Genomic DNA, 26,286 nt, shown 5'->3' with positions numbered 1-26,286 from the left:
ACGTCGCTCCCTCGCAGGAGCCGACATATAAAATGCACGCCGGGAGTCAAAGGGTTAGGTAAACTATGCTTACCTATTATCGGGCTGGCGATGCGCTTTTTACGCTAGCAGGACACAAGCTAGCGGCCAAAAGGGGCCGGAACGGTTATACCAATCCCTTGAGCCAGAGGAGCCCGACCGCACCGGCGACGATTCGATACCAGGCGAACGGCCCGAATCCGTGGCGAGAGACGAAGGTCACGAAGCCGCGGATCACCGCCAGCGCGACGACGAACGCAACGAAGAAGCCGATCGCGATCGTTCCCAGGCCGACCTGGCCGGGCGCGCCGATCGCATGGCCGTTCTTGGCGAGCTCCAGCACCGTCGCGCCGAGCATCGTCGGCACGGCGAGGAAGAAGCTGAATTCGGCCGCGGTCCGCCGCTCGACGCCGAGCGACAGCGCGCCGAGGATCGTCGCACCCGAGCGGCTAACGCCCGGTATCATCGAGATGCACTGGATGAAGCCGATACCGAGGCTCGTGCGCACCGGCAGCTCGGACACGCCGACGATATCCTGTCGCTTAGCGAGCCGCTCGATCGCGAGGATCGCGATGCCGCCTGCGATCAGCGCCACGCAGACGACGTCGGGCCGGCCCAGCAACGCCTCGATCTGCTTGTGGAATGCGAGCCCGACGACGGCCGCCGGCAGGAAGGCGAGCAACAGGTTGCGCAAGAACCGCCACGACACGGGCTCCCGCTTGATCAGGCCGACCGCGACCGCCCAGAAGGTCCGCCAGTAAAGCACGATCACCGCGAGGATCGCGCCGAGCTGGATGACGACATTGAACAAGGCCCATTTTTCCTCGTCATAGCCGAGCAGGGCGCTGGCGAGGATCAGATGGCCGGTGGACGAGACGGGCAGGAATTCGGTGAGCCCCTCGACGATGCCGAGGAGGATCGGTTCGGTCACGCTCATCGAAAACTCCGGTCGGGGAGGGGGCGTCGGATCAGGCGGGGGCGTTCAAACTGAACCGGCCCTGCCGGCGATAGCGGACCAGCCAAGACGGCGCGACCGCCTCGAGCGGCTTGGGCTCGATCCCGAATGCCGCAAAGCCGGAAGCGCCGGGCGCGACGACATTGTCCGTTTGCAGCATCGCCCACTGGTCCGTCGTGATCGGCGCGCCGGGCAGCCAGCCGCCGAACCGCGCCATCGCCGCGGCCACCGCATCGGGCACCGGCACCAGCGTGGGCTTGCGGCCGATCGCGGCCGACACCCACGCATTGAGCTCGCTCATCGAGATCGCGCGCGGACCGCCGAGTTCGTAGGTCTGGCCGGCATGCGTCTCGGGATAAAGCGCGGCGAGCGCTATCGCCTGCGCGACATCGGCGACCCACGCCGGCTGGAAGCGCACCGTCCCGCGGATCACCGGCAATATCGGCAGCCGCGAGGCCATCCCCGCAAACTTGTTCACGAACGCATCCTCGGGCCCGAACAGGATCGAGGGCCGGATGATCGTCGCGCCCGGGAAAGCCTGCGCGACCGCGGTTTCGCCTTCGGCCTTGCTGCGCCCATAGGCCGAATCCGAACTCGCGTTCGCGCCGATCGCCGAGATCTGCACGAACGCCTTCGCGCCGGCTGCCTTCGCAGCCTCGGCAGCGATGCGCGCGCCCTCGACATGCAATGCCTGGAAATCGCCGGCGAGCACGCCGACGAGATTGATCACCGCGTCGGCGCCCTCGACCGCGCGGCGCGTCGAGGCCGGATCGGTGATGCTCGCCGAGACGAACTGCGTCTGCCCGAGGCCCGCCTGCGGCTTCAGGAAATGCGCATGCGAGGGATCGCGCTCCGCGATCCGGACGCGCGCGCCCGTCTTCAACAGCTCCTGCGCGACATAGCGGCCAAGAAAGCCGCCACCGCCGAACAGCGTCACCAAGGGCACCATCTGTCGCTTCCCGATCCCGTTGCCGCACCGCAGCGGCCGTCGCGCCCGCAATGCCCCCGCCGCCTTCGGCATGCAAGTGCGCCGCGGGCTGCGATGCGCTTCGGTTGACAAGCCGTCGACGGGCCTCCTAAAGGCGCCCCCTACCCCGTGCCCAGATGGCGGAATGGTAGACGCACCAGCTTCAGGTGCTGGCGATCGCAAGGTCGTGGAGGTTCGAGTCCTCTTCTGGGCACCATTCACCTTTTGGTCCAAGGGTGATTGTCGTCGCAAGCGACGAAGAGACGGATCATGAACCCGAAGACCGCGCGCAGCCAGCTACTCGGTGGCGCAGTCATGGGCATGGCGTTCCTGAGGAGGCCTTCGCGGACGCGACGCCGCTCCGCTTGAAGGGCCTCGGCAAGATCGGCATCGTCGGCACCGCCGCCGCCAGCGCAATCCATCACGCGGCGGGCAAGCGGGTTCGATCGCTTCCGATCGCGATCGACAAGCTGCTCGAAACCGAGCGCTGACGCGACCGGGGCAGGGCCGGTGGCGAGCGGCGATGCTCTGCCGCAAAGTTGGCATTCGAAAGGGTCGCGACGAACTTGGCATCGTGCGGACCGGCAACCGATCTCACCAGGACGCGCCGCCATTCGAGCGGTGCGTCACGCTTTGCGAGCGGCGTCCGGTAAGCGGGGTCAAGGTCCCCACCCATGCCGCTCCAGAAAGCCGGCGGCTTGAAACCTGTGCCGGGCAAGATACGGATCCCGACGAATCGCTCAGGCGGCGTGCGACGCGCGGCCGGCCCGATCGACATCGTCCCGCGTCGTCTCAATCAGCCCAATCGCCCGAGGCGGTGATAGAGATTGCTGTATTTGACCGAGACGGGACTGTCCTCATTGGCCTTCAGGTAAGCGAGGACGGCGGTCTTCAGCAGCTCGGCATCTTCGGTGGAGAAGACCGGGCGGGCGCGGGCGGGCTCGGGAGACATGGTCTGCATCGTCATGGTCGTCATCCTTTGCTTGGGGCTGGTTCAGGCAAACTGGTTCATGGTGTTGTGGACGCCGCCGGCCTTCAGCGCCGCCTCGCCCGCGAAATATTCCTTGTGATCGTCGCCGATATCGGAACCCGACATGTTCTGGTGACGGACGCAGGCGATGCCCTCGCGGATCTCCTTGCGCTGCACGCCGGCGACGTAACCGAGCATGCCGGCCTCGCCGAAATATTCCCGCGCGAGATTGTCGATGCTCAGCGCCGTCGTGTGATAGGTCGGCAGCGTGATCAGGTGATGGAAGATGCCGGCGCGCTTCGCCGCATCCTTCTGGAAGGTGCGGATCTTCTCGTCGGCCTCGGCCGCGAGCGGCGTGGTGTCGTAGATCACGCTCATCAGCGCGGCGCGCTCATAGTCGGAGACGTCCTTTCCGGCGTCGATCCAGGCATCATAGACCTGCTGCCGGAAGTTCAACGTCCAGTTGAAGCTCGGCGAATTGTTGTAGACGAGCTTCGCGTCGGGCACGACCGCGCGAATGCGGTCCACCATCGAAGCGATCTGCTCGATGTGCGGCTTCTCGGTTTCGATCCAGAGCAGGTCGGCGCCATTCTGCAGCGAGGTGATGCAGTCGAGCACGCAGCGGTCCGCGCCGGTCCCGCTCTTGAACTGAAACAGGTTCGAGGCCAGGCGCTTGGGCCGCATGAGCCGGCCGTCACGTTCGATGACGACGTCGCCGCGCAGCGTGGTGATATCGGTCACCTCCTCGCAGTCGAGGAAGGCATTATATTGGTCGCCGATATCGCCGGCTTCCTTGCTGAAGGCGATCTGCTTGGTCAGGCCCGCTCCCAGCGAGTCGGTACGCGCGACGATGATGCCGTCCTCGACCCCCAGCTCGAGAAAAGCGTAGCGGCAGGCCCGGATCTTCGCGAGGAAGTCCTCGTGCGGAACGGTGACCTTTCCGTCCTGATGCCCGCACTGCTTCTCGTCGGAAACCTGATTTTCGATCTGCAGCGCACAGGCTCCGGCCTGGATCATCTTCTTGGCGAGGAGATAGGTCGCCTCGGCATTGCCGAAGCCGGCGTCGATGTCCGCGATGATCGGAACGACGTGCGTTTCGTAGCTGTCGATCGCCGCGACGAGGGCCGCCTCGGCGGCGGCGTCGCCGGCATCGCGCGCCGCATCGAGATCATGGAACATCGTGCCCAGCTCGCGCGCATCCGCCTGGCGAAGGAAGGTGTAGAGTTCCTCGATCAGCGCCGGGACACTCGTCTTTTCGTGCATCGACTGATCGGGCAAAGGTCCGAATTCGGAGCGCAGCGCTGCGATCATCCAGCCCGAAAGATAGAGGTAGCGGCCCTTCGTGGTTCCGAAATGCTTCTTGATGGCGATCAGCTTCTGTTGGCCGATAAAGCCATGCCAGCAGCCGAGCGACTGCGTGTAATTGGCCGGGTCCGCGTCATAAGCGGCCATGTCGGCGCGCAGGATCTTCGATGTGTAGCGGGCGATATCGAGGCCGGTGGTAAAGCGGTTCTGGAGCTGCATCCGCGCGACGGCGTCGGCATCGATGCCGGCCCAGGGAGAGCCGGCCTGCGCGATGGTAGCGGCGGCTTCGGAAAGGCGGCTGTGATATGTCATGGCGGTCGGCTTTCGCGGTGATCGATAGCCGTGCTTAGCGCCCCGCCCGCTGCAGGATCAGAGCGTCCGATGTAGACTTGTGGATGTTTACAGCCAGATCTTGTAAAACGGTCGCGATTTTACAAAGGCGAGGGTGAATGGCTGGGGACCGGGCCGCCTATATGGGGCCGAGGCTGAGGCGTCTGCGGCGCGATCTGGGGCTCACTCAACAGGGTATGGCCGCGGACCTCGGCGTGTCGGTGTCATATGTCTCGTTGATCGAGAGCAATCAGCGGCCGCTCACGGCGGACACGCTGTTGCGGCTTGCGCGCACCTATCGGATCGACATGGCGGATTTCGCCGGTGACGGAGGCGAGGAATCCACCGCTCGATTGCAGGCGGTGTTCAAGGATCCGCTGTTCGCGGACCTGGACCTGCCGCCGCTGCAGGGAGCCGATGTGGCGACCAATTATCCCGGCATCGCCGAGGCCTTTCTACGTCTTCATGCCGCGTATCGCGAAGAGCAGCGCGCACTGGCCGATCGGTCGGTGAGCAGAGAGATTGCGGAAGGGGATGCGGTGGCGGAGGTTCGCCGCTTCCTTTCGGCGAAGCGCAACAATTTCCCGACGCTCGACGATGCGGCCGAAAGGATCGCAGCCGCGCTGGCAGGGCATGACGGCATCGCTGCCTATATCGTCGCGCGCCATGGCTTGCGCGTGCGCTATCTGCCGACCGCGGTGATGATGGGGACGGTGCGGCGCCATGATCCGCATAATCGGGCGATCCATATCGACGAGGCGCTGGACCGCGACAGCCGCGCCTTCCAGCTCGCGCTTCAGATTGCCTATCTCGAGCTCGGCCCGGTGCTGGACGCGGCGCTGGAGGGCGCGGTCCTCACGACGGAGAATGGGCGTCGGCTCGGCCGGCGGGCGCTGGCGAATTATGCGGCGGCGGCAATCCTGATGCCGGAAACGGCGTTCGCGAAGGCGGCCGAGGACAAGAAATATGACATCGAGGCGCTCGCCCGGCAGTTTGGCACCAGCTTCGAGCAGACGGCGCACAGGCTGACCACGCTCCAGCGCCCGGGGCAGGCGCATATGCCCTTCTTCTTCCTGCGCGTGGACAGCGCCGGCAATGTCTCGAAGCGTCTGGACGGTGCCGGCTTTCCTTTTGCAGGCCATGGCGGCGGCTGCGCGCTCTGGTCTGTCCACGACGTCTTCCGCACGCACGGCGAGATCGTGACCCAATGGCTGGAACTGCCGGACGGCCAGCGCTTCTTCTCGATCGCGCGCCTGGTCACATCGGGTGGCGGCGGCCATCTCGCGCCGCGAATTCAACGCGCGATCGCGCTTGGTTGCGCGGCGGACGATGCCCATCGGCTGATCTATACGCGCGGGCGACCGGCGCCTCTGGCGGCGGACTTCACGCCGATCGGCATCACCTGCGCACTGTGTCAGCGCGACCAATGCCGAGCGCGCGCGGTGCCACCCATCGGACGGCAGATCCTGCCCGACGATTATCATCGCCGCCGCGCCCCGTTCGGCTTTTCCGACGAGACGAGGTAGGGTCGCATGTCCGGGGAGCGCGCCGGGGGGCGGAATATGTCTGCTTTGACTAGCACAGGTCTCCGCGCCTGCCGGGATCGGCCAGCCGGCGAAAATAGAAAGCTGGCTGAACGGCGAAGTGATCGGGTTGGAGCGGCCAGATTTATGGACGCGTTGCCATCAGAGGATCCGCGTATGGATGATGCGAGACAGCCAATCTGACACTGACGGGCCGCAATTTTTCGGGCGCGAACTCGGGAGCCGGTAAGCCTCCGGATTGCGGCACGACCCAGGCGCTTCTATCCGATAACATCGAGACGAGACGTGGGACCGTGAAGTCCTCTGGTACCACTTTCGTGAACCTCATCCGATATGGAACCGACCCAATCGCAGCGCGCGCGGAGCTTATTGACTTGTTGGAAATCGTTCCTCAAATGTTCTGACCGCTACGGTGAAGCGGGGGGCACATGGACGAGATTCAGGGGCAGATGGGCCGGCGCGCTTTCGTCGGCTGGTTGCGGACGGGCCGGTCGCCGGCGGGGCGGATCGACAGGGTCGAACTGAAGTTCAATCCTTGGCATGATCCGGACGACGGCAGGTTCACCTTCGCGGGCACGGGACGTCGGTTTGGCACAGGCGGGGCCGATCCGGCCGACCAAATCAGCGGTCGCGCGTCGGGCATTTTCGGCCGGCCGAGCATCGGCGATCGCAACCGGCCGCGGATCCCGGCAACGCCAAAGGTGCAAGCGCCACGCGCCCAGCAACGGGTGGGAAATGACGCGGGGGTCATCGATCGGCGACCGGCCATAGTGCCGCTTAAGGTTGTTCCGGGACTGCGACTCGTCAATCAGTCGAACCCCGTCACCGAGTTCGTCGGCGGTGCCGGTCGAGAGCTTCGCGATCTCGCTAACGAAACGGTGACGGGTGTACGTTCCGCGCTGACGACGAACCCGGTCACGACCGTCCGCAATGCGGCTCTCGGTATTGCAGGCATGATCGATGCCGGGATCGCCGCTGACGATGTGCCGGCTCGGGTTCAGATCTCGCGTGCGGCAGACGCGCTTGCCAACGCCTCGGCGCGCGATATCGGTCGTGCTGGCGCATATGTTGTGGGCAACGCCGCACTGACGCTCGCACCAGGGGCGGCGCTCTCCAAGGTTTCCGCGCTGCGCGGCCTTCGCAAGGCAAGGCTGCGGCCGACCTACGACCCGCCGGAGATCGGCTGGGCGAAGGAGACACTTGACCGCGACAAGCCTTGGGCAGCGTATAATGATGCAGCGCCAGGGGCACAGGCAGGGCAAGCGCCGACATTGAAGCGTAAATTGCCCAATGGCTTGGAACGAGCGGTAAAGTTCGATGGCGTACAGGGCGATTACGTGATCGACCGGAAGTGGAAGATTGTGGACGCTCCGCACGCTCGGGCTCAACTGTTGCGACAATCGGAGGTCTTGAGGCGACATAATGTCATCGGAACGTGGGAGGTTCCCGATCAGAAGCAGCGAATGAAAGCGCTCATGCTGTTTAAAAAAATGAACGTCACCAACATCAAGGTCAGGGTGGTGAAGCCATGATAGCCATGCAAGTCGCGCGCATCATCGCGAACTTTGTCGTATTCTTCGAACTGGCCGACGACGACATTGTTGATCCCGATACCGCCGTCAAAATGATGGAAGATCTGGGGAGTGGCCTCGATACGCTGGACAAGGGCTTTCTTCGCGAACTGGTCGACGCGTTCGCGGTCATCGCCGAGGAAAATAGCGGTGAGGTGCAAGAGGTAATACGCAACATCCCCTACAGTTTCTATCTCGAAGAAGAACTGGCGGCAGACGATCCGGTGAGGCTAGCCGAACTGGACGCCATTCGCGAGGCCAAGGACTAAACGTAAGGGGGAATGAGGCGGCGGAATGAAACCGCGCCTCGGTCAGATGCCGGCTGTACCTATCATTGTAGCTAAAATCCTTCTATGAGCGCGGCGACCACTTTCGTTTCATGAGATTTATCATTTTCTGCCCGTCGATCTGGAGTCGGAGTGATGAAACCATGATAGCCATACAAGTCGCCAGCATTATCGCCAGCTTTGTCGTATTCTTCGAACTTGCCGACGACGATGTTGTCGATCCTGATGCCGTCGCCAAAATGATGGAAGAGCTGGCGGCTGAGCTTGAGACGCTGGACAAAGGGTTTCTTCGAGAACTGATCGACGCGTTCGCGATCGTCGCCGAGGAAGATAGCGGTAAGGTGAAAGAGGTGGTGCGCAACATCCCCTACCGTTTCTATCTCGAAGAAGCACTGGCGGCCGACGATCCGGTGCGGTTGGCCGAATTGGAAGCGATACGCGACGCGAGAGATTGAATGCCGGTCGGGAGCGCAGCAATGGAAAACGGTATCGGCCAGGTGCCCGCCCCCAACCCAATCGGCGAAGTTGCCGTCCATGCTCCGATGATTTCGGCGCCCATCTTGGCTTTGCGCTGACGTCGGAAACCGAGCGCGCCTCCCCCGCTGCGACCGGACCGGCGGTCGCTCGCCCATAAGCGCATTTCCGAACGCCGCTGCTATAGGGGGCCATGGCCTTCCCGCTTCCCCCGCCAATGCGTCTCGCGCTAGATCTCGCCGCCGCCGCGAGCGATGCCGGCGAGGTGCCCGTCGGCGCGGTGATCGCGCGCTCTGGCGGGGTCGTCGCGACATCGGCCAATGCGATGCGCACCGATAGCGATCCCACCGCGCATGCCGAGATCGTCGCGATCCGCCGCGCCGCGGCTGCGCTCGGCACGTCGCGGCTCGACGATTGCGATCTATGGGTCACGCTGGAGCCGTGCGCGATGTGCGCGGGCGCGATCGCGCTCGCGCGGATCGCGCGGCTTTATTATGCGGCCGAGGATCCGAAGGGCGGCGCGGTCGCGCATGGCCCGCGCCTGTTCGGCCAGCCGACCTGCCACCATCGTCCCGAAATCTATGCGGGCATCGGCGCCGCCGAGGCGGCCGGCCAGCTCCGCGCCTTCTTCGCCACGCGACGCGACTGAACGCGCCGCCCGCCGGTCAGGCGAGCATGATCGACTGGTTGCCGCGCGCGATCAGCCGGCCGATCGCATCGAACAATTTGCTCATCGCCACAGGCTTCAGGATCACCTCGTCGGCGCCCTGGTCCACGCAATTCTGGCAGATGTCGATCGCGGTATCGGCGGTCACGACGATGACGGGCACGTTGGCTTTCGCGTCGGTGCGCGCGCGCAGATGGCGGATCGCGGTCAGGCCATCCATGCCCGGCATGCGCAGATCCATGAGCACGATATCGTAATCGCGCTCGTCGATCATGCGCAGCCCGGTTTCGGCATCGGGCGCCTCATCCATGTTAGCGCCGGCCACGGTGAGCATATCGCGCACCACGCGCCGATTCATCGCGTCGTCTTCGACGAATAGGATATTCACTTGACTGAACCTGCGTCGATCACGCCGCCATGCCGGCGGGCGAGATGTCTCCTGTCATGAGGCCGTTGAGCCTCGCGACGAGCTCGGCGGCATTGATAGGCTTGGCGATCAACAGGGCGACTCCGTGAGCGGCGGCGGCCTCCTCAATCGCCCTTTCGGGCGAGGGCCACAAGAGCGCAAGGCGGGTTCCGTAGGGAAATCCGGCCGAAACGAGTTTGCCGGCTTCGATCATGTCCGATCCGATCGTCGCGGCATCGATCAGGACGAGGTCCACTTCCCCCGCCTCGATCGCGCCGATCGCCTCGTCCGCGCCCGATCGCGCCGCGAGTGTCGCGACATGCGGAGTCAGGACGGCGCGCATCACGCTCTGGCTCAGCGGATTGGCCTCGACGAGCAGCAGGCGCGTCGCGGAAAGCCGCTTCGGCTCGCCATCGGGCAGAGCGGGGCGCGTGCGTTTGGCGACGGGCGCGTAGGGCAGATCCAGCGTGAAGGTCGCGCCGGCGCCGAGAATGCTCGTGACCGTGACGTCGCCGCCCATCGCACGCGCCAGATTGCGGCAGATCGACAGGCCGAGGCCGGTGCCGCCGTGGCGACGCGTCGTCCCGCCGTCGATCTGGCGAAAGGATTCGAAGACGTCGTCCAGCCGGTCGGCGGGGATGCCGATGCCGGTGTCGCCGACGGCGATGCGGAGCCGCTGGGCAGGCTCCAATCCGCCGCCCGGCTCTCCGGCGCTTGTCGTGGTCGCCGAAAGCCGCACCTCGCCGCGATCGGTGAACTTCACCGCATTGGACATCAGGTTGAACACGATCTGGCGCAGCCGCACCTCGTCCTCGACGATCTCGTCCGGCACGTCGTCGGCGAAGAGCGCGATCGTGATGCCCTTGGTCACCGCCTGGCCCTCCCAGACGCGCACCGCATCCTGGAGCAGCGCGCGCAGGTTCATCGGCGCCTTGTCGATCCGGATCTCGCCGCTCGTCATCTTCGCCACGTCGAGGATATCGTCGACGAGCGCCTTCATCGTCTGCCCGGCGCCATGGACGAGCTGGATCTTCTCGCGGACGGGCGGATCGATCGCGCGATCGGCGAGTAGCACCTGCGTCATGCCGAGGATGCCGTTCAGCGGCGTGCGGATCTCGTGGCTGGTCGTGGCGAGAAATTCGGTGCGGGCGGCGAGCGCCTTCTCCAGCTCGATATTGGATGTGCTGAGCTCCTCGTTCGCCTCGCGCTCGCGATCGCGGCTGCGGCGGATCGAGACGAACCCGAACAGCAGGAGCGACGAGACGATCCCGGTGGCGACGAGCAGGCCGCCGAGGATGATCGCGCGCGTGCGCGCGCGCGCCTGCTCGATCGTCGCCTCCTGGCGCACCTCGTTGGCGCGCAGCTGGGCGATGCGAGATTGCTGATTGGCGAAATCGAAGCGCGCCGACATCAGCGCCGCATTGGCCGAGGCCGCCAGCGAACGGGCACGATCGTCGACGAGCTTATAGGCCTCGAGATATTGGAGCGCGCGCGGATCGTCGCCCCGCGCCTTGAAGATGCGGTAACCCGTCTCGAGAAACTCTCGGAGCTCGGCCGGCGTGTCTGCAAGTCTGGTTTTCAGAAAGATCCGGTCGATCAGGTGCGCCGCCTCGTCATAATCTCCGCGGCGTTCGGCAAGCTGCGCGGCGGCGCCGAGGAGGAACGGGGTGAAATCCTGATCGGGGACCTTCCCGAGGATCGCCATACCTCTTCGGACCGAAGCGTCGGCAGCGTCGAGGCGGCCGGCGCGGACCTGGGTAACGGCCAAGTCGCCGAGAATGCGGGCCTGAAGCATTGGGCTGCCTTGCCGTTGGGCGACGGCAAAGCCGCGTTCGAACTCCTGCTCGGCGGCAGGAAAACGACCCATCTCCTTAAGCGCCACACCGCGATTGCCATATGCGGCGACCAGGAGGGCTGCATCTGCGCGATAGGCATCCGCGGCCTGAGCATAATAACGGAGCGCGTTGGGATAGTCGCGGGCGACGAGATAGATCGAACCAATGCTCGACAATGCGATCGACTGGCTGCGCTTCTGACCGGTCGTCGAAAAGATCTGGTAAGCCCGCAGCGAATCGGCGAGCGCGCGTTCAAGATTTCCGCTGCTCCGCGCAGAGATGGATCGCATGACCAGAAGGTCGGCGAACTCGACCGAATCAGGTGCAATCCGCGCGATAGGGCCGCGCAGTGCTTCGTCGGTCGTGCGTGCAGCTTCGGCGAGCCGATTGAGGTTGAGCAGCGCGGCAATCCGCAACCAATCGGACGCGGCGAGCGCAACCGCCTGATCGCGGCGAAAAGGGATGGTACGGCTCAGCCGTCGGGCCATCTCACCTTCGCCGAGCGCCTGCTCGGGCTGCTGCATAAGGACCGCACGCCCGTGCGTGAGGTGCGCCTGCACATCCGCGGGAATAGCGGCTTTGGACACACCGATCCCTGCCCCCGCAAGAGCAAGAAAGATCCAAATCGTTCGAAAAACGGCTCTCATCTCTGTCTCTATCCTGCCCCATGAACGGGTCGGGTTAACAGAGCCTAGCCGGCAACCAGTTAATTGGTCGATCCCGACTAGTGGGCAGGAAGGCGGCCTGCAAAAGGCCGCTCTCTCAAGCCGCGCTTCGATCCGATGCTAGATCGGTCGTCGGGGGTAAGATGCTGAAGACACTCGACATAGTTGCCGAGAAACTCTGACGCGATGGTCTGATATCAGAACGGGTTGTACATCGAGGCCTCCTGTCGAAGGCACGACAGCGCCTTCGACTCAGCGTGTAGCTGAGGCGGCCGGTATGGTAAAGCAAAAAAGTTAAGCAGGGCTTAAGCCTGTTTTTTAACCGCCTCCTCCCCGGCACCCTCCTGTCCTGTCGCTGCCGCGGCTCTTGCCCACGGGAAAGCGACGGGGATTGCGGGTTCCCCCGCTGCATCGCGCGTATCGAGAAACGCCCTCAGTTCGCCGAGCGGCATTGGCTTGGCGATGAGGTAACCTTGCATGAGATCGCATCCCATCACGCGCAGCAGCGCCATGGTGGAGGCGGAATCGACGCCCTCGGCCGTCACTTCCATCTCCAGCGCGTGCGCAAGATCGATCGTGGAGCGGACGAGCAAGGGATCGCGGTGGCTCGTCGACAGACCGGAGATGAACATGCGATCGATCTTCAGCTCGCGCGCCGGCAGCTGCTTCAGATAGGCGAGGCTGGAAAGCCCTGCGCCATAATCGTCGATCGCGACGCGGATTCCGGCGTCGGCGAACAGATGGAGATTGCGCAGCGCGCCCGCCGGATCGGCGATCATCGCCGTCTCGGTGATCTCGATGCCGATCGGCGCGCTCGCGGTGCGGATCGTGTCCAGCATCCACTGCGCGAATTCGCGATCGGCGAGCAGGTAGGCCGAGACGTTGACGTTGAACGGCATCATGTGGCCGCATGCGCCCAAGCTGCGCTGCTCGTTGATCGCCTGGCGCAGCACCCATTCGGTGATGCGGCGGATCTCGCCGCGCTGCTCGGCCATGCCGATGAAGTCGCTCGGGCTGATCAGCCCATGTTCGGGGTGGCGCCAGCGCACGAGCGTCTCGACTGCCTCGATCTGTCCGGTCCGCGCGCGCATCTTCGGCTGGTGAACCAGGAAAAGCTGGCCGCGCACGATCGCCGCGTCCAGATCGTCGGCAAGTTGCTGCTGCTGGGTGACGGGGGCGGCTTCGGCCGGAGCGTTCTGGCTCTGCAGCAGGCTGGCCCGCTTCGTCGATCGTCCCGCCAGCTTGATGCCGAGCCAGCACGCCGTCAGCATCGCGACGACGATGGCCGCGAAGATTGCGATCGCAAGAGGAAGGCTGAGCGAGATCACCAAGCGAAAATTGTCCACAGGCGGTGAAGAAAGTCTTAAACCCGCATCAACCACGTTCATCACGAAGTTGTTAACCAGATTTACCGGAAATTCGACGGCGAATCAAATTGTTCGGAAATTCGCGTTTGTTTTGGGCGATGCGTGGCACGCCGGTATCAGCGGCGTGCCACGAAGAAGGCGAGCGCGGCGATGAGATAGACGCCGATCGTCATCTCGAACGAGAGGCCGAGCATCGCGAAGACGAAGGCGATGCGGAACAGCAACGGATCGAGCCGCGTGATTTCGCCGAGCGCCGCGCAGACGCCGAGCAGATTGTCCCGGTGATGCGCGATGCGCGGATCGGCGGCCTGGTTCGGCAGGGTTGCCATGAGTGCGTCTCCCGTCCGCGCGTCAGGCGATCGCCGCGAACGGCGCGGCGGCAGCAAGCAGATAGGTCGCGCTGGCGACGAAGCCGAGCAGGGCGACGGCGATGTCGGAGGCGAAGCCTTTGGTCGTGAGCATGAAAATATTCTTCCTGGGGTTGAGCCGATCGGACGGTCCGATCGCATGTCCCCCCATCAGCACGGATCGTGCCAAGTGCTTGCGAAGGCGTGGCCGGACGTTTTCGGCGGCAGGCGTTCGCAAGGCGCGCCAATCTTCGGCGGGCCGCGCCAATCGCGCGCGGAATTTTCGGGAGGTCGATAAGTCTCGCCTGCTGGTCCAGGGCCGCGACCATGCTAAATAGCCGGCATGACCGACGCGCTTCCGATCGACGCCGCTGCCCTCGTCCACGAAATGGCGGTTCGCGCGCGCGCCGTCACCACCGAGCTGGCGCGCGCGCCGACCGCGCAGAAGGCCGCCGCGCTGATCGGGGCGGCGCGCGCGCTCCGCGCCGATGCGCCGGCGATTCTCGCCGCCAATGCCGACGATGTCGCGCGCGCCCGCGCCGCGGGGCTGTCGGCGGCTCTGCTCGATCGCTTGCTGCTGGACGAGCGCCGGATCGAAGGCGTCGCCCGCGCACTCGAGGATGTTGCTGCGCTACCCGATCCCGTCGGGGCGGTGATCGATGCGGTCGAGCGGCCGAACGGGCTGCGTCTGGCCCGCGTCCGCGTACCGCTCGGCGTCGTCGGCATCATCTATGAAAGTCGCCCCAACGTGACCGCCGATGCCGGCGCGCTCGCTTTGATGGCGGGCAATGCCGTGATCCTGCGCGGCGGATCCGAAGCGCGCGCCAGCAACCGCGCGATCCACGATTGCCTGGTCGCGGGGCTGGAGGCGGCCGGGCTGCCCGCCGACGCGATCCAGCTCGTGCCCGTCACCGATCGCGCCGCGGTCGGCGCGATGCTGCGCGCGCAGGGGCTGATCGACGTGATCATCCCGCGCGGCGGCAAGGGGCTCGTCGCGCGCGTGCAGGAGGAGGCGCGCGTGCCCGTCCTCGCGCATCTCGACGGGATCAACCACCTCTATATCGATGCTACCGCCGATCCGGCCAAGGCGCTCGCGCTCGCGGTCAATGCCAAGCTGCGCCGCACGGGCGTCTGCGGCGCGGCCGAGACCCTGCTGATCGATCGCGCCTTCGCCGATCCCGCGCCGATCCTGGCGGCGCTCGCCGACGCCGGCTGCGAGCTGCGCGGCACGCCCGAGATACGCACGATCGAGCCGCGCGCGATCGCCGCGAGCGACGAGGATTGGGACACCGAATATCTTGAGGCGATCCTCGCGGTCGGCTTCGTCGACGGCGTCGACGGGGCGACCGCGCATATCGCGGCGCACGGCTCGCACCATACCGACGCGATCGTCACCGAGGACGAGGCCATAGCCGAGCATTTCCTCGCCGCGGTCGATTCGGCGATCGTGATGTGGAACGCCTCCACCCAGTTCGCCGACGGCGGCGAATTCGGGCTTGGCGCCGAGATCGGCATCTCCACCGGGCGGCTCCACGCGCGCGGCCCCGTCGCGCTGGAGGGGCTGACGACCTACAAATGGCTCGTGCGCGGGACCGGACAGATCCGGCCTTGAGCGCACCCCGCCGGCCGACGGGAATCCTGGGCGGATCGTTCAATCCCGCGCATGCCGGCCACCGCGCGATCTCGCTCGCCGCGTTGCAGGCGCTCGACCTCGATGAGGTCTGGTGGCTCGTCTCGCCCGGAAATCCGCTGAAAGACGCGGTCGACGACATGGCGCCGCTCGCCGCGCGGCTCGCCTCGGCCGAGCATATGGCGCGGGGCGCGCGGATCGTGCCCACCGCGATCGAGGCGCGGCTCCACACCCGCTACACGGTCGATACGCTCACCCGGCTCGTGCGGCTCTATCCGCGCCGCCGCTTCGTCTGGATCATGGGGGCGGACAATCTCGCCCAGTTCCACCTGTGGAAGGATTGGCGGAAGATCGCGCGCACCATGCCGATTGCGGTCGTCGCCCGTCCCGGCTATGACAGGGCTGCCCTCAACGCACCTGCGATGGGCTGGCTGCGGCGCTTCGTCCGCCCTGCACGCCAGGAGAAAGATTGGACGAAGTGGAGTACGCCGGCGCTTGTGCTGTTGCGATTCCGTCCCGACCCACGATCCGCGACGCAGGCGCGCGCCATGAAGCCCGCCTGGTTCTCGCCCCTCATATCCCCCACGCCGCGCGATCGTCTGACGCGCCGCGTTCTTCCCCAGGAGGTTCCTTGCCCGCTGCCGCCCAACCACTGACCCCGCCCGAACCGGAAGACAGTAGCGATCTGCTTCACAACATGATCCTGGCTTCGCTGGATGATGATCAGGCCGTCGAAACCGTGTCGATCCCGCTCGTCGGCAAGTCCAGCATCGCCGATTATATGGTCGTCTCGTCCGGCCGATCGAGCCGGCAGGTCGGCTCGATGGCGGCGAAGCTCGTCGAGAAGATCAAGGCGCTGACCGGGCGCAGCCCGCGAGTCGAGGGCATGCCGACCGCCGATTGGGTCCTGATCGACGCGGGCGACGTCATCGTCCACCTGTTCCGCCCCGAAGTGCGCAGCTTCTACAATCTCGAGCGGATGTGGGCATTCGGCGACGCGCCGGTCCCCGGCGCCGAGACGGGCTTCGGCGCCGCCTGACCGCGCGCCACGCCTCCATCTAGTTACCGGGCGTGCTGCTCCATATCGTCGCCCGCGGCCGGATCGGGCGCGGGCCCGAGGCGGATCTCGTCGCACGCTATCTCGGCCGCGTCGCCTGGCCGACGAAGGTGACCGAACTCCCCGATAGCGGCGGGCGCGTGCCCGCGCCGGCTTCCTCGTCCGTCACGATCATGCTCGATGAAAAAGGCGCCGCTTTGGGCTCGGTCGCGTTCGCTGAAAAGCTCGGCCGCTGGCGCGACGATGGCGTGCGCGAGGCGCGCTTCCTCATCGGCGCCGCCGACGGGTTCGACGATGCGGCGCGGGCCGGGGCCGATCTGCTGCTCAATTTCGGCGCGCTGACCTGGCCGCACATGCTGGCCCGCGCGATGCTGGCGGAGCAGCTCTGGCGGGCGACGAGCATCCTCGCCGGCCATCCCTATCACCGCGAAGGATGAAGGCCTTCCCCATCGCGCTCCTGCTGGCGACGGCGGCGATGGCCGTCCCGCCGGGCGAGGAGGAAGCGAGCGTAGCGCTCAGCCGGGCGAAGGAAGCGCAGGCGCGTTCCGCGCAGCGCGCCGCCGCGCTCGCCGTCCAGCGGGATCGCAATGCCGCAGCCACGGCCACGGCCGATCGGCGCGCGGCCGTGCTGACACGGCAGGTCCGCGAGGCGGAGACGGCGCTGGGCAGGGCGCAGCGCGCCGCCGATAGCGCTGCGAAAGCGGAGGAGCGCCAGGCGCTACGGGTCGCCGAAACGCGCGCGCCGCTCGCGGGAATGACGGCGGCGCTGGCGCGGATCGCGCGCCGGCCGCCCGCGCTGGCGCTGGCGAACGGCGCGACCGTCGCCGAAGCCGCGCACCTCCAACTGCTGATCCGGCACATCCGCGCGCAGATCGCCGCACGGGATGCGGTGCTCACGGCGGAACTCGCGCGACGATCCTTGCTTCGCGAACGGGCGACGCACGCCTTGGCGACTGTGCAAACCTCGCGCCGCCTGCTCGCCGAGCGACGACGCGAGCTCGCCACGGCGCTCGCCGATCTCGCCGAACGGGGCATATTGCTCGCCGACGCGGCGGAGACCGAGGGGCAGAAACTGCGCGGTCTCGCCGAAGAAAGCGCGGCGCTGGGCTCGGCGCTCAGCGATTCGCGACGCGATCGCGCCCTCAATCAGTGGCTCGGCGGGCTGGCGGGGCCTTCATTACCGGCCGATGCCGCTGCGCCGCGCGCTGTGCGGCCGACGAAGGCGCTGTACCGGCTACCCGATTTCGGACGCGTGCTCGCGGGCACAAGCGAGCGCGATGCCGATGGGGTCAAGGCGCGGGGGCTGACGCTGGCGACGCCGCAGGGACTGCTCGTCGTTGCGCCCGCCGCGGGCCGGATTCGTTATGCCGGGTCGTTCCGCAATTATGGCGACATCGTCATCCTCGATCATGGCCGCGGCTGGACGAGCCTGGTGGCGGGTCTCGCGCGGACGACGACCGAATTGGGCGCCAATCTGGCGCAGGGCGCCGCCGTCGGCCGATCGGGGCGCCGCCTGCTGATCGAGCTGCGCCATGATGGCCGGCCGGTCGATATCGTCGCGATGGCGGATGCGCTGGCGCGTTGACCCTCGCGCGCTGCAGCCTTGTTTCCTGCACTCGGTAAAGCCGCTAGAAAGGTGCCATGTTCGAAAAGGATCGTGATGCGTAAATCCTTGTTCCTGAAGTCTGCCGGCCTCGTCGCGGCGATGGCGCTGATCCCCGCCTTCACCGCGGGCACCGCCGCGAGCGATGTCGAGACCTACAAGGAGCTCGACCAGTTCATGTCGATCTTCGAGCGCGTGAAGGCCGAATATGTCGACAAGGTCGACGACAAGACGCTGATCAAGGGCGCGATCGACGGGATGCTGGCGAGCCTGGACCCGCATTCCTCCTATCTCGACGCGCGCGATTTCAAGAATATGCGCACGACGACCGAGGGCAATTATGGCGGCGTCGGCCTGACCGTTCAGGGCGAGGACGGCGTCATCAAGGTGGTGACCCCGACCGAGGATTCGCCCGCTGCCCGCGCCGGCCTCAAGAGCGGCGACTACATCACCCATGTCGACGGCAAGCTGATTTACGGCGAGCAGCTCGACGATGCGGTCGACAAGATGAAGGGCCCGGCCGGCACCGACGTGCGGCTGACGATCGTCCGTCCCGGCCGCGACAAGCCGTTCGACGTCACGCTGAAGCGCGAGATCATCGAGATCAAGGCGGTGAAGTGGGAGGTGAAGGGTGATGTCGGCATCATCAACATCAACAGCTTCTCCAAGGCGACCGGCCCCGGCGTCCGCTCGGCGTTCGTCTCGATCGACAAGGCGCTCGGCCATCGCCCGCTCGGCTATGTCGTCGATCTGCGCGCCAATCCCGGCGGCCTGCTCGATCAGGCGATCGAGGTCTCGGACAGCTTCCTCGATCATGGCGAGATCGTCTCGCAGCGCGGCCGCGAGAAGACCGATATCCAGCGTTATTATGCGCGGCCGGGCGACGATGCGCATGGCCTGCCCGTCGTCGTGCTCGTCGATCCGGGCACGGCCTCGGCCGCCGAGATTGTCGCCGGTGCGCTCCAGGATCACAAGCGCGCTTTGATCCTCGGCGAGCGCTCGTTCGGCAAGGGCTCGGTCCAGACGGTGATGCCGCTCACCGACGATACCGCGCTACGCCTGACGATCGCGCGTTATTATACGCCTTCGGGCCGTTCGGTGCAGGAAGGCGGGATCGATCCCGACATCATCGTGCCGCAGATCACCGATGCGGATCGGCGCGGCCGCCCGCGCATGCGCGAATCCGATCTGCGCCATCATCTGATCAACGAGGTGAAGGCCGACGACAAATTGCTGGAGGATGACGGCAAGCCCGATCCGCGCTTCGAGGAGACGGCGGACCAGCTGAAGAAGGCGAACGTGACCGACTTCCAGCTCGATTATGCGGTCAAGACGATCGCCCGCTTGGGCACGCCCGCGATCCAGACGGCGCTGGCCGAGGCACCGGCGCTGCCGGGTGCCGCCAAGCCGCGCAAACGATAGCTTGCGCGCGCTCTTTTTTCCGTTCGCCCTGAGCTTGTCGAAGGGTCGTCCTTTTTCTTTTGCCGCGAAAGGTGAAGCACAGTGCTTCGACACGCTCAGCACCAACGGACTGAGGTGACTGCCGCGCCCGCCGCAGGGATGCTGGCGCCGGCGCGTGCGCTGGCACTGGCGGTGCCCGCCTTGTTGCTCGCCGGCGCCTGGGGCTTCCAGCTGATCGGCGGCTTCTATCCGTGCGAGATGTGCCACTGGCAGCGCTGGGCGCATTATGCCGCGCTCGTCCCCGCGGTGCTCGCCTATCTGGCAAGCGGCAGTCGGCAGCTCTCGCGCGGGCTCGTCCTGCTCGCCGGCCTAGCGATCCTCGCCTCGGGCGCGATCGGCATCTTCCATGCCGGGGTCGAATATCATTGGTGGTCGGGGCTCACGCGCTGCACCAGCGTCGCGCTCGGCGGTGGCGATCCGCTGAAGGCCCTGCTCGCCGCCCCGCTGATCCGCTGCGACACGGCGGCCTGGACGCTGTTCGGCGTCAGCATGGCCGGTTTCAACGCGCTCTTCTCGTTGGCGGGCGGCATCGCCATATGGGCTTTATGTCTGACGCGCCCGGCCCGCTGATCCCGCCTTCCCGCACCGAGACCGACGCGATGATCCGCGTCGATCAGGCCGGCGAATATGGCGCGACGCGCATCTATGCGGGCCAGCTCGCGATCCTCGGCGATCGCCACCCGGCGTCGCGCGCGATCGCGCGCATGGCCGCGCAGGAGAAGAATCACCTCGATCGCTTCAACGCGCTGATGACCGAGCGGCGCGTCCGCCCGACCCTGCTCGCGCCCGTCTGGCATGTCGCCGGCCATGCGCTGGGCGCGGTGACCGCCCTGATCTCGCCCGAGGCGGCGATGGCCTGCACCGCCGCGGTCGAGACCGAGATTGATCGCCATTATGAGGATCAGCGCCGCACGCTGGGGTCCAACGATCCGAAGCTCGGGCAGATGATCGCCGAATTCCAGGCCGAGGAGGTCGAGCATCGCGAGACCGCTCTGGCCGCGGGGGCCGAGCGCGCGCCGGCCTATCCCTTGCTCTCGGCCGTGATCCGGCTCGGCTGCCGCACCGCCATCGCCGTGTCGCGGCGGATATGACCGCGCTGTCGCGCGTTTCGATCCTCTCCCGTCAGGAAAGCCCACGCTCATGTCCAAGCCGCTTCTGATCGCCGCTGCCACGGCCGCCGCCTTCGCCGGGCTCGGTTTCGCCGCGCCCGCCGCCGCGCAGGCGAACGAGAAGGTGCTGATCGTCTATGGCAAGGATCCGTGCCCGACGACGAAGGCCGGCGAGGAGATCGTGGTCTGCGCGCGCAAGCCCGAGAGCGACCGCTATCGTATCCCCGAGGATCTGCGCACGACCAACCCTGGCCCCGCCGATCGCTGGGCCGATCGCGCCAAGAGCCTCCAGTCGGTCGGCGCGAGCGGCACCGGCAGCTGCACCGCCACGGGGGCGGGCGGGTGGGGCGGCTGCTGGTCGAAGATGATGAACGAGGCGCGCGACCAGCGAAAGGCCGATGCGACCGAGACGCGCGCGCCGACCGACTCGACGACGACGGGCGATACCGGCGTCCGCGCCGTGCTGAAGGGCGACAATTAGGTGATTCGCCTCGCCGGCCTGCTGCTCCTGTCCGCGCTCGCCACCGCACCCGTCAGCGCCGAAGTGACGCAGGGTGCGCCGGCCACGCGGCTGTCGACCTTGGTCGTCTATGGCAACGATCCGTGCCCGCGCAGTTCGGACGACGAGATCGTCGTCTGCGCGCGCCAGCCCGAGAGCGATCGCTACCGGATCCCGCCCAAGCTGCGGAAGCAGGAATATAATGCCGCGCGCGACGGCAGCTGGGCCGGCACCGCGCAGGTGCTGGAGAATGTCAGCCGCCAGGGCATCCCCAACAGCTGCAACCCGATCGGCAGCTTCGGCCAGTCCGGCTGCTTTCAGAAGTTCCTGGAAGAGAATGGCCGCGTGCGATCGGTGACTGCGCCCTGAGTTCGCCTCCTCTCCCTGGAAGGGAGGGGCCGGGGGTGGGTCGCTGGAGCATGAGCGCCGCGCCCGATCATCAGCGCACCCCCCTTAAGGAAGACGCCGGACTCGGGTTGACAGAATCAGGCCGATCTCCTAGCTGCGCCGCTCTTCGCGCGGGGTGTGTCCCTCGTGGCTTTCTGCGCGCGATCCAGATTTTGAAAAGATGAGGCCCATGTTCGCAATCGTGCGCACGGGCGGCAAGCAATATCGCGTTGCCGCTGGAGACAAGATCGTTGTCGAGAAGCTCGAGGGTGAGGCCGGCGCTGCCGTGTCGCTCTCCGATGTGCTGCTCGCGGGCGACGGCACCGACCTGACGTCGGTCGAGGGCCTGATCGTTTCGGCCGAAATCGTGGCGCAGGGCCGCGGCGAGAAGATCATCGTCTTCAAGAAGCGCCGCCGTCACAATTATCGCCGCCGCAACGGCCACCGTCAGTATCACACGATCCTGAAGATCACCGCGATCGGCGACCACAAGGCGCCGGAAAAGCAGGCCCGGGCGGAAACGCCAGCGGCTGCTGAAGCGTAAGGAGCTAGCGACTCATGGCACATAAGAAAGCAGGCGGTTCATCCCGCAACGGTCGCGACTCGGCCGGCCGTCGTCTCGGCGTGAAGAAGTTCGGCGGTCAGGAAGTGATCGGCGGCAACATCATCATCCGTCAGCGCGGCACGCGCGTCTATCCCGGCGTCAATGTCGGCATGGGCAAGGATCACACCCTGTTTGCGCTCTCCGAGGGCCGCGTGGCGTTCCACGAGGGCAAGCTCGGCCGCAAATATGTGAGCGTGATTACGGCGCTCGCCGCCGAATAATCGGACGAACGTGAAAACGGGTCGTCCCAAGGGCGACCCGAAGATCCGCAAAGGCGGATCGATAGGGAGACGGGTCGTACCGGCTCCCTTTTTCTTGTCTCCCTGAACCGGGTTTGTCGTCTGTGCGTAATGCACGGGTGATAACCAGAAAACAGGGAGAGTAACCCATGTTCGCCATAACAGAACGCCTGCTGCTCCGGCCGGGCTGGATCGAGGATGCACCCGCGCTCAGCCGCGCGATCGGCGATCACGCCGTCGTCCGCAATCTTGCGCGCGCGCCCTGGCCCTATGCGCTGGGCGATGCCGAGCATTTCCTGGCGATGCCGCAGCGCCACGATCGCCCGCACATGCTGATCTTCCGCCGCGAAGGGGCGACGCCCGAGCTGATCGGCGGAATCGGCCTGAGCGACGGCGTCAACGACACGCCCGAGCTCGGCTATTGGCTCGCGCGCGCGCATTGGGGGCGCGGCTATGCCACCGAGGCGGGCCGCGCGCTGATCGCTGCCTGCGACGAGACGCTGCGCCTGCCGCACCTGATCGCCGCCCACGCGCTCGACAATCCCGCCTCGGGCCGCGTCCTGGCCAAGCTCGGCTTCCGCCCGACCGGCGAGATCGGCCGGATGCACAGCTTGGGCCGCGGCGGCGAGATGGACGTGCGCGGTCTCATCCGCCCGCGCTTCGCGCGCGGCGAGGCCGTCGCCGACGAACAGGCGGCGCCGCTCGCGGCGTGAGGGAAGATCCTCCCCGGGACGGGGAGGTGGCATCGCGGAGCGATGACGGAGGGGGTGTGCGGCTGGTGAGCCCCCTCCACCGTGCTTCGCCCTTCGACGCCGCCTGCGGCGTCGCTCGGGACAGGACGGTTCCCCTCCCCGTGCCGGGGAGGATGTTTTGGACGTTCCGCCCCTTAGGCGCTAAGCGCTCGCCATGCATTTTCTCGATCAGGCCAAGATCTTCATCCGCTCCGGCGCGGGCGGCCCCGGCGCCGTCTCCTTCCGGCGCGAGAAGTTCATGGAATATGGCGGCCCCGACGGCGGCAATGGCGGCAAGGGCGGCGACATCATCTTCGAGGCCGTCCCCGGCCTGAATACGCTCATCGATTTTCGCTACACCCAGCATTTCCGCGCGCCGCGTGGCAATGGCGGCGCGGGATCGAACCGGACGGGCGCGGGCGGCGACGATCTCGTCATCAAGGTGCCCGTCGGCACGCAGATATTGTCCGAGGACAAGGAGGACGTGCTCGCCGATTTCACGGTCGCGGGCGAGAAGCGCGTCTTCCTGCGCGGCGGCGATGGCGGGCGCGGCAATGCGACCTACAAGACCTCGACGAATCGCGCGCCCCGCCAGCATGGGCCGGGCTGGCCGAACGAGGAGATGTGGGTCTGGCTGCGGCTCAAGCTGCTCGCCGATGCGGGCCTCGTCGGCCTGCCCAATGCCGGCAAATCGACCTTCATCAACGCGGTCACCAATGCCGGCGCGAAGGTCGGCGATTATCCGTTCACGACCGTCCGCCCGCAGCTCGGCGTCGCCAGCTGGAAGGGGCGCGAGTTCGTCGTCGCCGATATTCCGGGGCTGATCGAGGGCGCGGCCGACGGTGCCGGCATCGGCGATCGCTTCCTGGGGCATATCGAGCGCTGCCGCGTGCTGCTGCACCTGGTCGACGCCACCGGCGACGATCCGATCGGCGCATGGGAGACGGTCCGCACCGAGCTCGATGCCTATGGCGCGGGCCTGATCGACAAGCCTGAAGTGCTCGCGCTCAACAAGATCGACGCGCTGGAGCCGAAGGAGGTCACCAAGCTCGCGAAGAAGCTCGCCAAGGCATCGGGCATCGAGCCGATGCTGCTGTCGGGTGCGGGCGGTGACGGGGTCGAGGCCGTGCTGGAACGGCTCGCGAAGGAAATCATCGACGACGAGGCCGGGCCCGATCCCGCGGAGGATTCGGAGGAGCCGTGGTCGCCTCTCTGAGCTCATCCGCGCTGATATCGGAGGTCTTCTCGCCCGCGTGCTGCCCGCGGCTGGTCGTCAAGATCGGCTCGGCTTTGCTGGTCGACAAGGCTGGTCATATCCGGCGCGATTGGCTGGCGAGCGTCGTCGCCGACATCGCCGAACGGCGCGCGGCGGGCCAGCAGGTCGCAATCGTCTCCTCGGGTGCGATCGCGCTCGGCGCGCGCGTGCTCGGCCTCGCGAAGGGCGGCCGCGCGAGCCTGGAAGATGCGCAGGCGGCCGCCGCGACAGGGCAGATCGGCCTGTCCTCGGCCTGGGCGCAACTGCTGCATTTGTCCGATTGCGTCGCCGCGCAGATGCTCGTGACGCTCGACGATCTCGAGGATCGCCGCCGCTATCTCAACGCCTCGGCGACGCTGGATCGGCTGCTCGCATTGGGCGTCGTCCCCGTAATCAACGAGAATGATTCGGTCGCGACCGAGGAAATCCGCTTCGGCGACAATGATCGCCTCGCCGCGCGCGTCGGGCAGGCGGCCGCCGCGCAGGGCGTGATCCTGCTCTCCGACATAGACGGGCTCTACACCGCCAATCCCGGTGTCGATCCCGCCGCCACTCTCGTGTCCGAGGTTCGCGTCGTCGATGCCCGCATCCGGGCGATGGCCGATGGTGGCTCGGCATCGGGCATGGGATCGGGCGGCATGATCTCGAAGCTGGAGGCCGCGCGCATCGCGCAAGGCTCGGGCGCGCATCTCGCGATCGTCTCGGGCCGGTTCGATCATCCGCTCGCGCGCTTCGCCGAGACGGGCATCGGCACCTTATTCTGGGGCGGCGAGGCCAAGCGCGGGCGCAAGGCGTGGCTCGCCGGGCGGCTCACCGCGCGCGGGCGGATCGTCGTCGATGCCGGTGCCGCCCGGGCGCTGCGCGACGGCCGCAGCCTGCTCGCCGCGGGCGCGACCGACGTGCAGGGCCTGTTCGCGCGCGGCGACGTCATCGAAATCAGCGATGCGCAGGGCCAGCTGCTCGCGCGCGGCCTTGCCGAATATGATGCGGCCGATGCCGCGCGCATCGTCGGCCGGCGCAGCGATGCGCATGGCGAACTGCTGGGCTATGCGCCGCGCACCGCCATGGTCCACCGCGATCATATGGTGCTGGTATGAGCGTCCTCGCGATCACCGGCGGCACCGGCTTCGTCGGCGCCACGCTCATCGATCTGGCGCTCGCGCGGGGCTATCAGGTTCGCGCGCTGACCCGCCGGCCGCAGCCGCCGCGCAGCGGGATCGTCTGGATCGAAGGTGCGCTCGATCGACCGGAGAGCCTCGCCAAGCTGGTCCAGGGCTGCGACGCGGTGATCCATGTTGCCGGGGTCATTAATGGCAGCGACGAGGAATTCCACCTCGGCAATGTCGTCGGCACGGAAAAGATGATCGATGCGGCGGCGCAGGCCGGGATCAAGCGCTTCATCCATGTCTCCTCGCTTGCGGCGCGCGAGCCGGGCCTCTCGGCTTATGGCCGCTCCAAATGCGCGTCCGAGGAGAGCGTGATCGCCTCGGGCGGCGACTGGACGATCGTCCGCCCCCCGGCCATCTATGGCCCGCGCGATCGCGAACTGCTCGAGCTGTTCCGCGTCGCCCGGCTGGGCGTCGTGCCGCTGCCCCCGGGCGGGCACCTGTCGGTGATCGCGGTGGCGGATCTCGCCCGGCTGCTGCTCGATTGCATCCAGAAACCCGCTAGCATCGCGCGCATCTTCGAGCCCGACGACGGGCGGGACGGCGGGTGGCCGCATGCCGATTTCGTCCGGTTGATCGGCAAGGCGATCGGCCGGAAGAAAATCCTGCCTCTGCCGATCCCGCAGCGGCTGCTGCGCTGGGGCGCGTCGGCCGACGGTCTCATCCGCCGCGGCGGCGCCAAGCTCACGCCCGATCGCGTCGCCTATTTCTGCCATCCCGATTGGACCGCCTCGCCCGCGCGGCGGCCGCCGGCGGAGCTGTGGGCGCCCGAAGTGGAAACGGAGCAGGGCCTCGCGGAGACCGCCGCCTGGTATCGTGCCGAGGGCTGGCTCTAGC

At 66.7% G+C, this 26,286-nt stretch carries 31 protein-coding genes and 1 tRNA gene; 24 read left to right on the top strand and 8 right to left on the bottom strand.

Annotated features, from left to right (window positions below; genetic code table 11):
• Positions 1 to 145 precede the first annotated feature (145 nt).
• A complete protein-coding gene (locus Q4F19_RS06380) occupies positions 146 to 955 on the bottom strand; it encodes an undecaprenyl-diphosphate phosphatase (protein ID WP_303540810.1) in 810 nt (269 codons plus the stop codon).
• A 31-nt stretch (positions 956 to 986) separates the two neighbouring features.
• On the bottom strand, positions 987 to 1,922 hold the full coding sequence (locus tag Q4F19_RS06375) for a complex I NDUFA9 subunit family protein (RefSeq protein ID WP_303540808.1): 936 nt from the start codon (positions 1,920 to 1,922) through the stop codon (positions 987 to 989).
• A 149-nt stretch (positions 1,923 to 2,071) separates the two neighbouring features.
• On the opposite strand from Q4F19_RS06375, the gene Q4F19_RS06370 reads away from it, so the two are divergent.
• Together Q4F19_RS06370 and Q4F19_RS06365 are read left to right on the top strand one after the other, a co-directional pair.
• Positions 2,072 to 2,157, top strand: a tRNA-Leu gene (locus Q4F19_RS06370).
• A gap of 148 nt (positions 2,158 to 2,305) precedes the next feature.
• On the top strand, positions 2,306 to 2,431 hold the full coding sequence (locus Q4F19_RS06365; RefSeq protein ID WP_303540807.1) for a hypothetical protein: 126 nt from the start codon (positions 2,306 to 2,308) through the stop codon (positions 2,429 to 2,431).
• Positions 2,432 to 2,736: 305 nt separating this feature from the next.
• Here the strand turns inward: Q4F19_RS06365 and Q4F19_RS06360 are convergent, their stop codons facing one another.
• Positions 2,737 to 2,916 (bottom strand): hypothetical protein, encoded by a 180-nt coding sequence (locus Q4F19_RS06360; RefSeq protein WP_303540806.1) that lies wholly within the window; start codon positions 2,914 to 2,916, stop codon positions 2,737 to 2,739.
• An 18-nt stretch (positions 2,917 to 2,934) separates the two neighbouring features.
• Positions 2,935 to 4,527, bottom strand: coding sequence for an isocitrate lyase (locus Q4F19_RS06355; RefSeq protein ID WP_303540805.1), 1,593 nt, complete (start codon positions 4,525 to 4,527; stop codon positions 2,935 to 2,937).
• 137 nt (positions 4,528 to 4,664) lie between these two features.
• On the opposite strand from Q4F19_RS06355, the gene Q4F19_RS06350 reads away from it, so the two are divergent.
• The 5 genes from Q4F19_RS06350 (at position 4,665) to Q4F19_RS06330 (ending at position 9,070) form a co-directional block, all read left to right on the top strand.
• Complete coding sequence (locus Q4F19_RS06350; protein ID WP_303540803.1) at positions 4,665 to 6,071, top strand: helix-turn-helix domain-containing protein; 1,407 nt, start codon at positions 4,665 to 4,667, stop codon at positions 6,069 to 6,071.
• A 446-nt stretch (positions 6,072 to 6,517) separates the two neighbouring features.
• Entirely contained in the window at positions 6,518 to 7,621 is a 1,104-nt protein-coding gene (locus Q4F19_RS06345) for a hypothetical protein (protein WP_303540802.1), read from the top strand.
• Positions 7,618 to 7,929: a hypothetical protein gene (locus Q4F19_RS06340; RefSeq protein WP_303540801.1), complete on the top strand. Its 312-nt coding sequence runs from the start codon at positions 7,618 to 7,620 to the stop codon at positions 7,927 to 7,929. Before Q4F19_RS06345 ends, Q4F19_RS06340 begins: the two co-directional genes overlap by 4 nt.
• A 110-nt stretch (positions 7,930 to 8,039) precedes the next feature.
• Positions 8,040 to 8,402 (top strand): hypothetical protein, encoded by a 363-nt coding sequence (locus Q4F19_RS06335; RefSeq protein WP_303540800.1) that lies wholly within the window; start codon positions 8,040 to 8,042, stop codon positions 8,400 to 8,402.
• Between the two features lie 236 nt (positions 8,403 to 8,638).
• Complete coding sequence (locus Q4F19_RS06330; RefSeq protein WP_303540798.1) at positions 8,639 to 9,070, top strand: nucleoside deaminase; 432 nt, start codon at positions 8,639 to 8,641, stop codon at positions 9,068 to 9,070.
• Positions 9,071 to 9,086: 16 nt separating this feature from the next.
• Here the strand turns inward: Q4F19_RS06330 and Q4F19_RS06325 are convergent, their stop codons facing one another.
• Positions 9,087 to 9,476: a response regulator gene (locus Q4F19_RS06325; protein WP_303540796.1), complete on the bottom strand. Its 390-nt coding sequence runs from the start codon at positions 9,474 to 9,476 to the stop codon at positions 9,087 to 9,089.
• A gap of 19 nt (positions 9,477 to 9,495) precedes the next feature.
• Positions 9,496 to 11,199: an ATP-binding response regulator gene (locus Q4F19_RS06320; RefSeq protein WP_303540795.1), complete on the bottom strand. Its 1,704-nt coding sequence runs from the start codon at positions 11,197 to 11,199 to the stop codon at positions 9,496 to 9,498.
• On the opposite strand from Q4F19_RS06320, the gene Q4F19_RS06315 reads away from it, so the two are divergent.
• Positions 11,095 to 12,000: a hypothetical protein gene (locus tag Q4F19_RS06315; protein ID WP_303540792.1), complete on the top strand. Its 906-nt coding sequence runs from the start codon at positions 11,095 to 11,097 to the stop codon at positions 11,998 to 12,000. The two genes, Q4F19_RS06320 and Q4F19_RS06315, sit on opposite strands and share 105 nt — an antisense overlap.
• Before the next feature lie 299 nt (positions 12,001 to 12,299).
• Here Q4F19_RS06315 and Q4F19_RS06310 read toward each other — a convergent pair whose 3' ends face one another.
• Both Q4F19_RS06310 and Q4F19_RS06305 read right to left on the bottom strand, forming a co-directional pair.
• Positions 12,300 to 13,322: an EAL domain-containing protein gene (locus Q4F19_RS06310; protein ID WP_303541034.1), complete on the bottom strand. Its 1,023-nt coding sequence runs from the start codon at positions 13,320 to 13,322 to the stop codon at positions 12,300 to 12,302.
• A gap of 155 nt (positions 13,323 to 13,477) precedes the next feature.
• Positions 13,478 to 13,690, bottom strand: a complete 213-nt coding sequence (locus Q4F19_RS06305; protein ID WP_303540790.1) for a PspC domain-containing protein — start codon at positions 13,688 to 13,690, stop codon at positions 13,478 to 13,480.
• Positions 13,691 to 14,051: 361 nt separating this feature from the next.
• On the opposite strand from Q4F19_RS06305, the gene Q4F19_RS06300 reads away from it, so the two are divergent.
• From Q4F19_RS06300 to Q4F19_RS06225, 16 genes are all read left to right on the top strand, one after another.
• Positions 14,052 to 15,320, top strand: a complete 1,269-nt coding sequence (locus tag Q4F19_RS06300; protein ID WP_303540788.1) for a glutamate-5-semialdehyde dehydrogenase — start codon at positions 14,052 to 14,054, stop codon at positions 15,318 to 15,320.
• Complete coding sequence (locus tag Q4F19_RS06295) at positions 15,284 to 15,994, top strand: nicotinate-nucleotide adenylyltransferase (RefSeq protein WP_303540787.1); 711 nt, start codon at positions 15,284 to 15,286, stop codon at positions 15,992 to 15,994. Before Q4F19_RS06300 ends, Q4F19_RS06295 begins: the two co-directional genes overlap by 37 nt.
• Positions 15,995 to 16,035: 41 nt before the next feature.
• The gene (rsfS, locus tag Q4F19_RS06290) at positions 16,036 to 16,377 is read left to right on the top strand and encodes a ribosome silencing factor (protein ID WP_303541033.1); all 342 of its coding nucleotides are present in this window, start codon (positions 16,036 to 16,038) and stop codon (positions 16,375 to 16,377) included.
• Between the two features lie 32 nt (positions 16,378 to 16,409).
• Positions 16,410 to 16,832, top strand: a complete 423-nt coding sequence (locus tag Q4F19_RS06285; RefSeq protein ID WP_303540785.1) for a 23S rRNA (pseudouridine(1915)-N(3))-methyltransferase RlmH — start codon at positions 16,410 to 16,412, stop codon at positions 16,830 to 16,832.
• Positions 16,829 to 17,980 carry a murein hydrolase activator EnvC family protein gene (locus Q4F19_RS06280; protein ID WP_303540783.1) on the top strand — a complete coding sequence of 384 codons (1,152 nt, stop codon included), beginning with the start codon at positions 16,829 to 16,831 and terminating at the stop codon, positions 17,978 to 17,980. The genes Q4F19_RS06285 and Q4F19_RS06280 overlap by 4 nt, the downstream gene beginning before the upstream one ends.
• Before the next feature lie 75 nt (positions 17,981 to 18,055).
• A complete protein-coding gene (locus Q4F19_RS06275) occupies positions 18,056 to 19,420 on the top strand; it encodes a S41 family peptidase (protein WP_303540782.1) in 1,365 nt (454 codons plus the stop codon).
• Positions 19,421 to 19,534: 114 nt separating this feature from the next.
• Positions 19,535 to 20,029, top strand: coding sequence for a disulfide bond formation protein B (locus Q4F19_RS06270; protein WP_341850161.1), 495 nt, complete (start codon positions 19,535 to 19,537; stop codon positions 20,027 to 20,029).
• Positions 19,996 to 20,550: a demethoxyubiquinone hydroxylase family protein gene (locus tag Q4F19_RS06265; RefSeq protein ID WP_431312370.1), complete on the top strand. Its 555-nt coding sequence runs from the start codon at positions 19,996 to 19,998 to the stop codon at positions 20,548 to 20,550. The genes Q4F19_RS06270 and Q4F19_RS06265 overlap by 34 nt, the downstream gene beginning before the upstream one ends.
• A gap of 49 nt (positions 20,551 to 20,599) precedes the next feature.
• On the top strand, positions 20,600 to 21,049 hold the full coding sequence (locus Q4F19_RS06260) for a hypothetical protein (RefSeq protein WP_303540778.1): 450 nt from the start codon (positions 20,600 to 20,602) through the stop codon (positions 21,047 to 21,049).
• Positions 21,050 to 21,436, top strand: coding sequence for a hypothetical protein (locus Q4F19_RS06255; RefSeq protein WP_303540777.1), 387 nt, complete (start codon positions 21,050 to 21,052; stop codon positions 21,434 to 21,436).
• Positions 21,437 to 21,644: 208 nt separating this feature from the next.
• On the top strand, positions 21,645 to 21,998 hold the full coding sequence (gene rplU, locus Q4F19_RS06250) for a 50S ribosomal protein L21 (RefSeq protein ID WP_303541030.1): 354 nt from the start codon (positions 21,645 to 21,647) through the stop codon (positions 21,996 to 21,998).
• A gap of 14 nt (positions 21,999 to 22,012) precedes the next feature.
• A complete protein-coding gene (gene rpmA, locus Q4F19_RS06245; RefSeq protein ID WP_303540776.1) occupies positions 22,013 to 22,279 on the top strand; it encodes a 50S ribosomal protein L27 in 267 nt (88 codons plus the stop codon).
• Positions 22,280 to 22,446: 167 nt separating this feature from the next.
• Positions 22,447 to 23,010 (top strand): GNAT family N-acetyltransferase, encoded by a 564-nt coding sequence (locus Q4F19_RS06240; protein WP_303540775.1) that lies wholly within the window; start codon positions 22,447 to 22,449, stop codon positions 23,008 to 23,010.
• 193 nt (positions 23,011 to 23,203) lie between these two features.
• On the top strand, positions 23,204 to 24,244 hold the full coding sequence (obgE, locus tag Q4F19_RS06235; RefSeq protein ID WP_303540774.1) for a GTPase ObgE: 1,041 nt from the start codon (positions 23,204 to 23,206) through the stop codon (positions 24,242 to 24,244).
• Positions 24,229 to 25,380, top strand: coding sequence for a glutamate 5-kinase (proB, locus tag Q4F19_RS06230; RefSeq protein ID WP_303540773.1), 1,152 nt, complete (start codon positions 24,229 to 24,231; stop codon positions 25,378 to 25,380). The genes obgE and proB overlap by 16 nt, the downstream gene beginning before the upstream one ends.
• A complete protein-coding gene (locus tag Q4F19_RS06225; protein WP_303540771.1) occupies positions 25,377 to 26,285 on the top strand; it encodes an NAD-dependent epimerase/dehydratase family protein in 909 nt (302 codons plus the stop codon). The genes proB and Q4F19_RS06225 overlap by 4 nt, the downstream gene beginning before the upstream one ends.
• Position 26,286 lies beyond the last annotated feature (1 nt).

The sequence above is a fragment of the Sphingomonas natans genome (assembly GCF_030546695.1).
Lineage (GTDB): Bacteria > Pseudomonadota > Alphaproteobacteria > Sphingomonadales > Sphingomonadaceae > Sphingomonas_I > Sphingomonas_I natans.
Note: the sequence above shows the minus strand (reverse complement) of the source record. Positions and strands in the feature narration are given on the sequence as shown.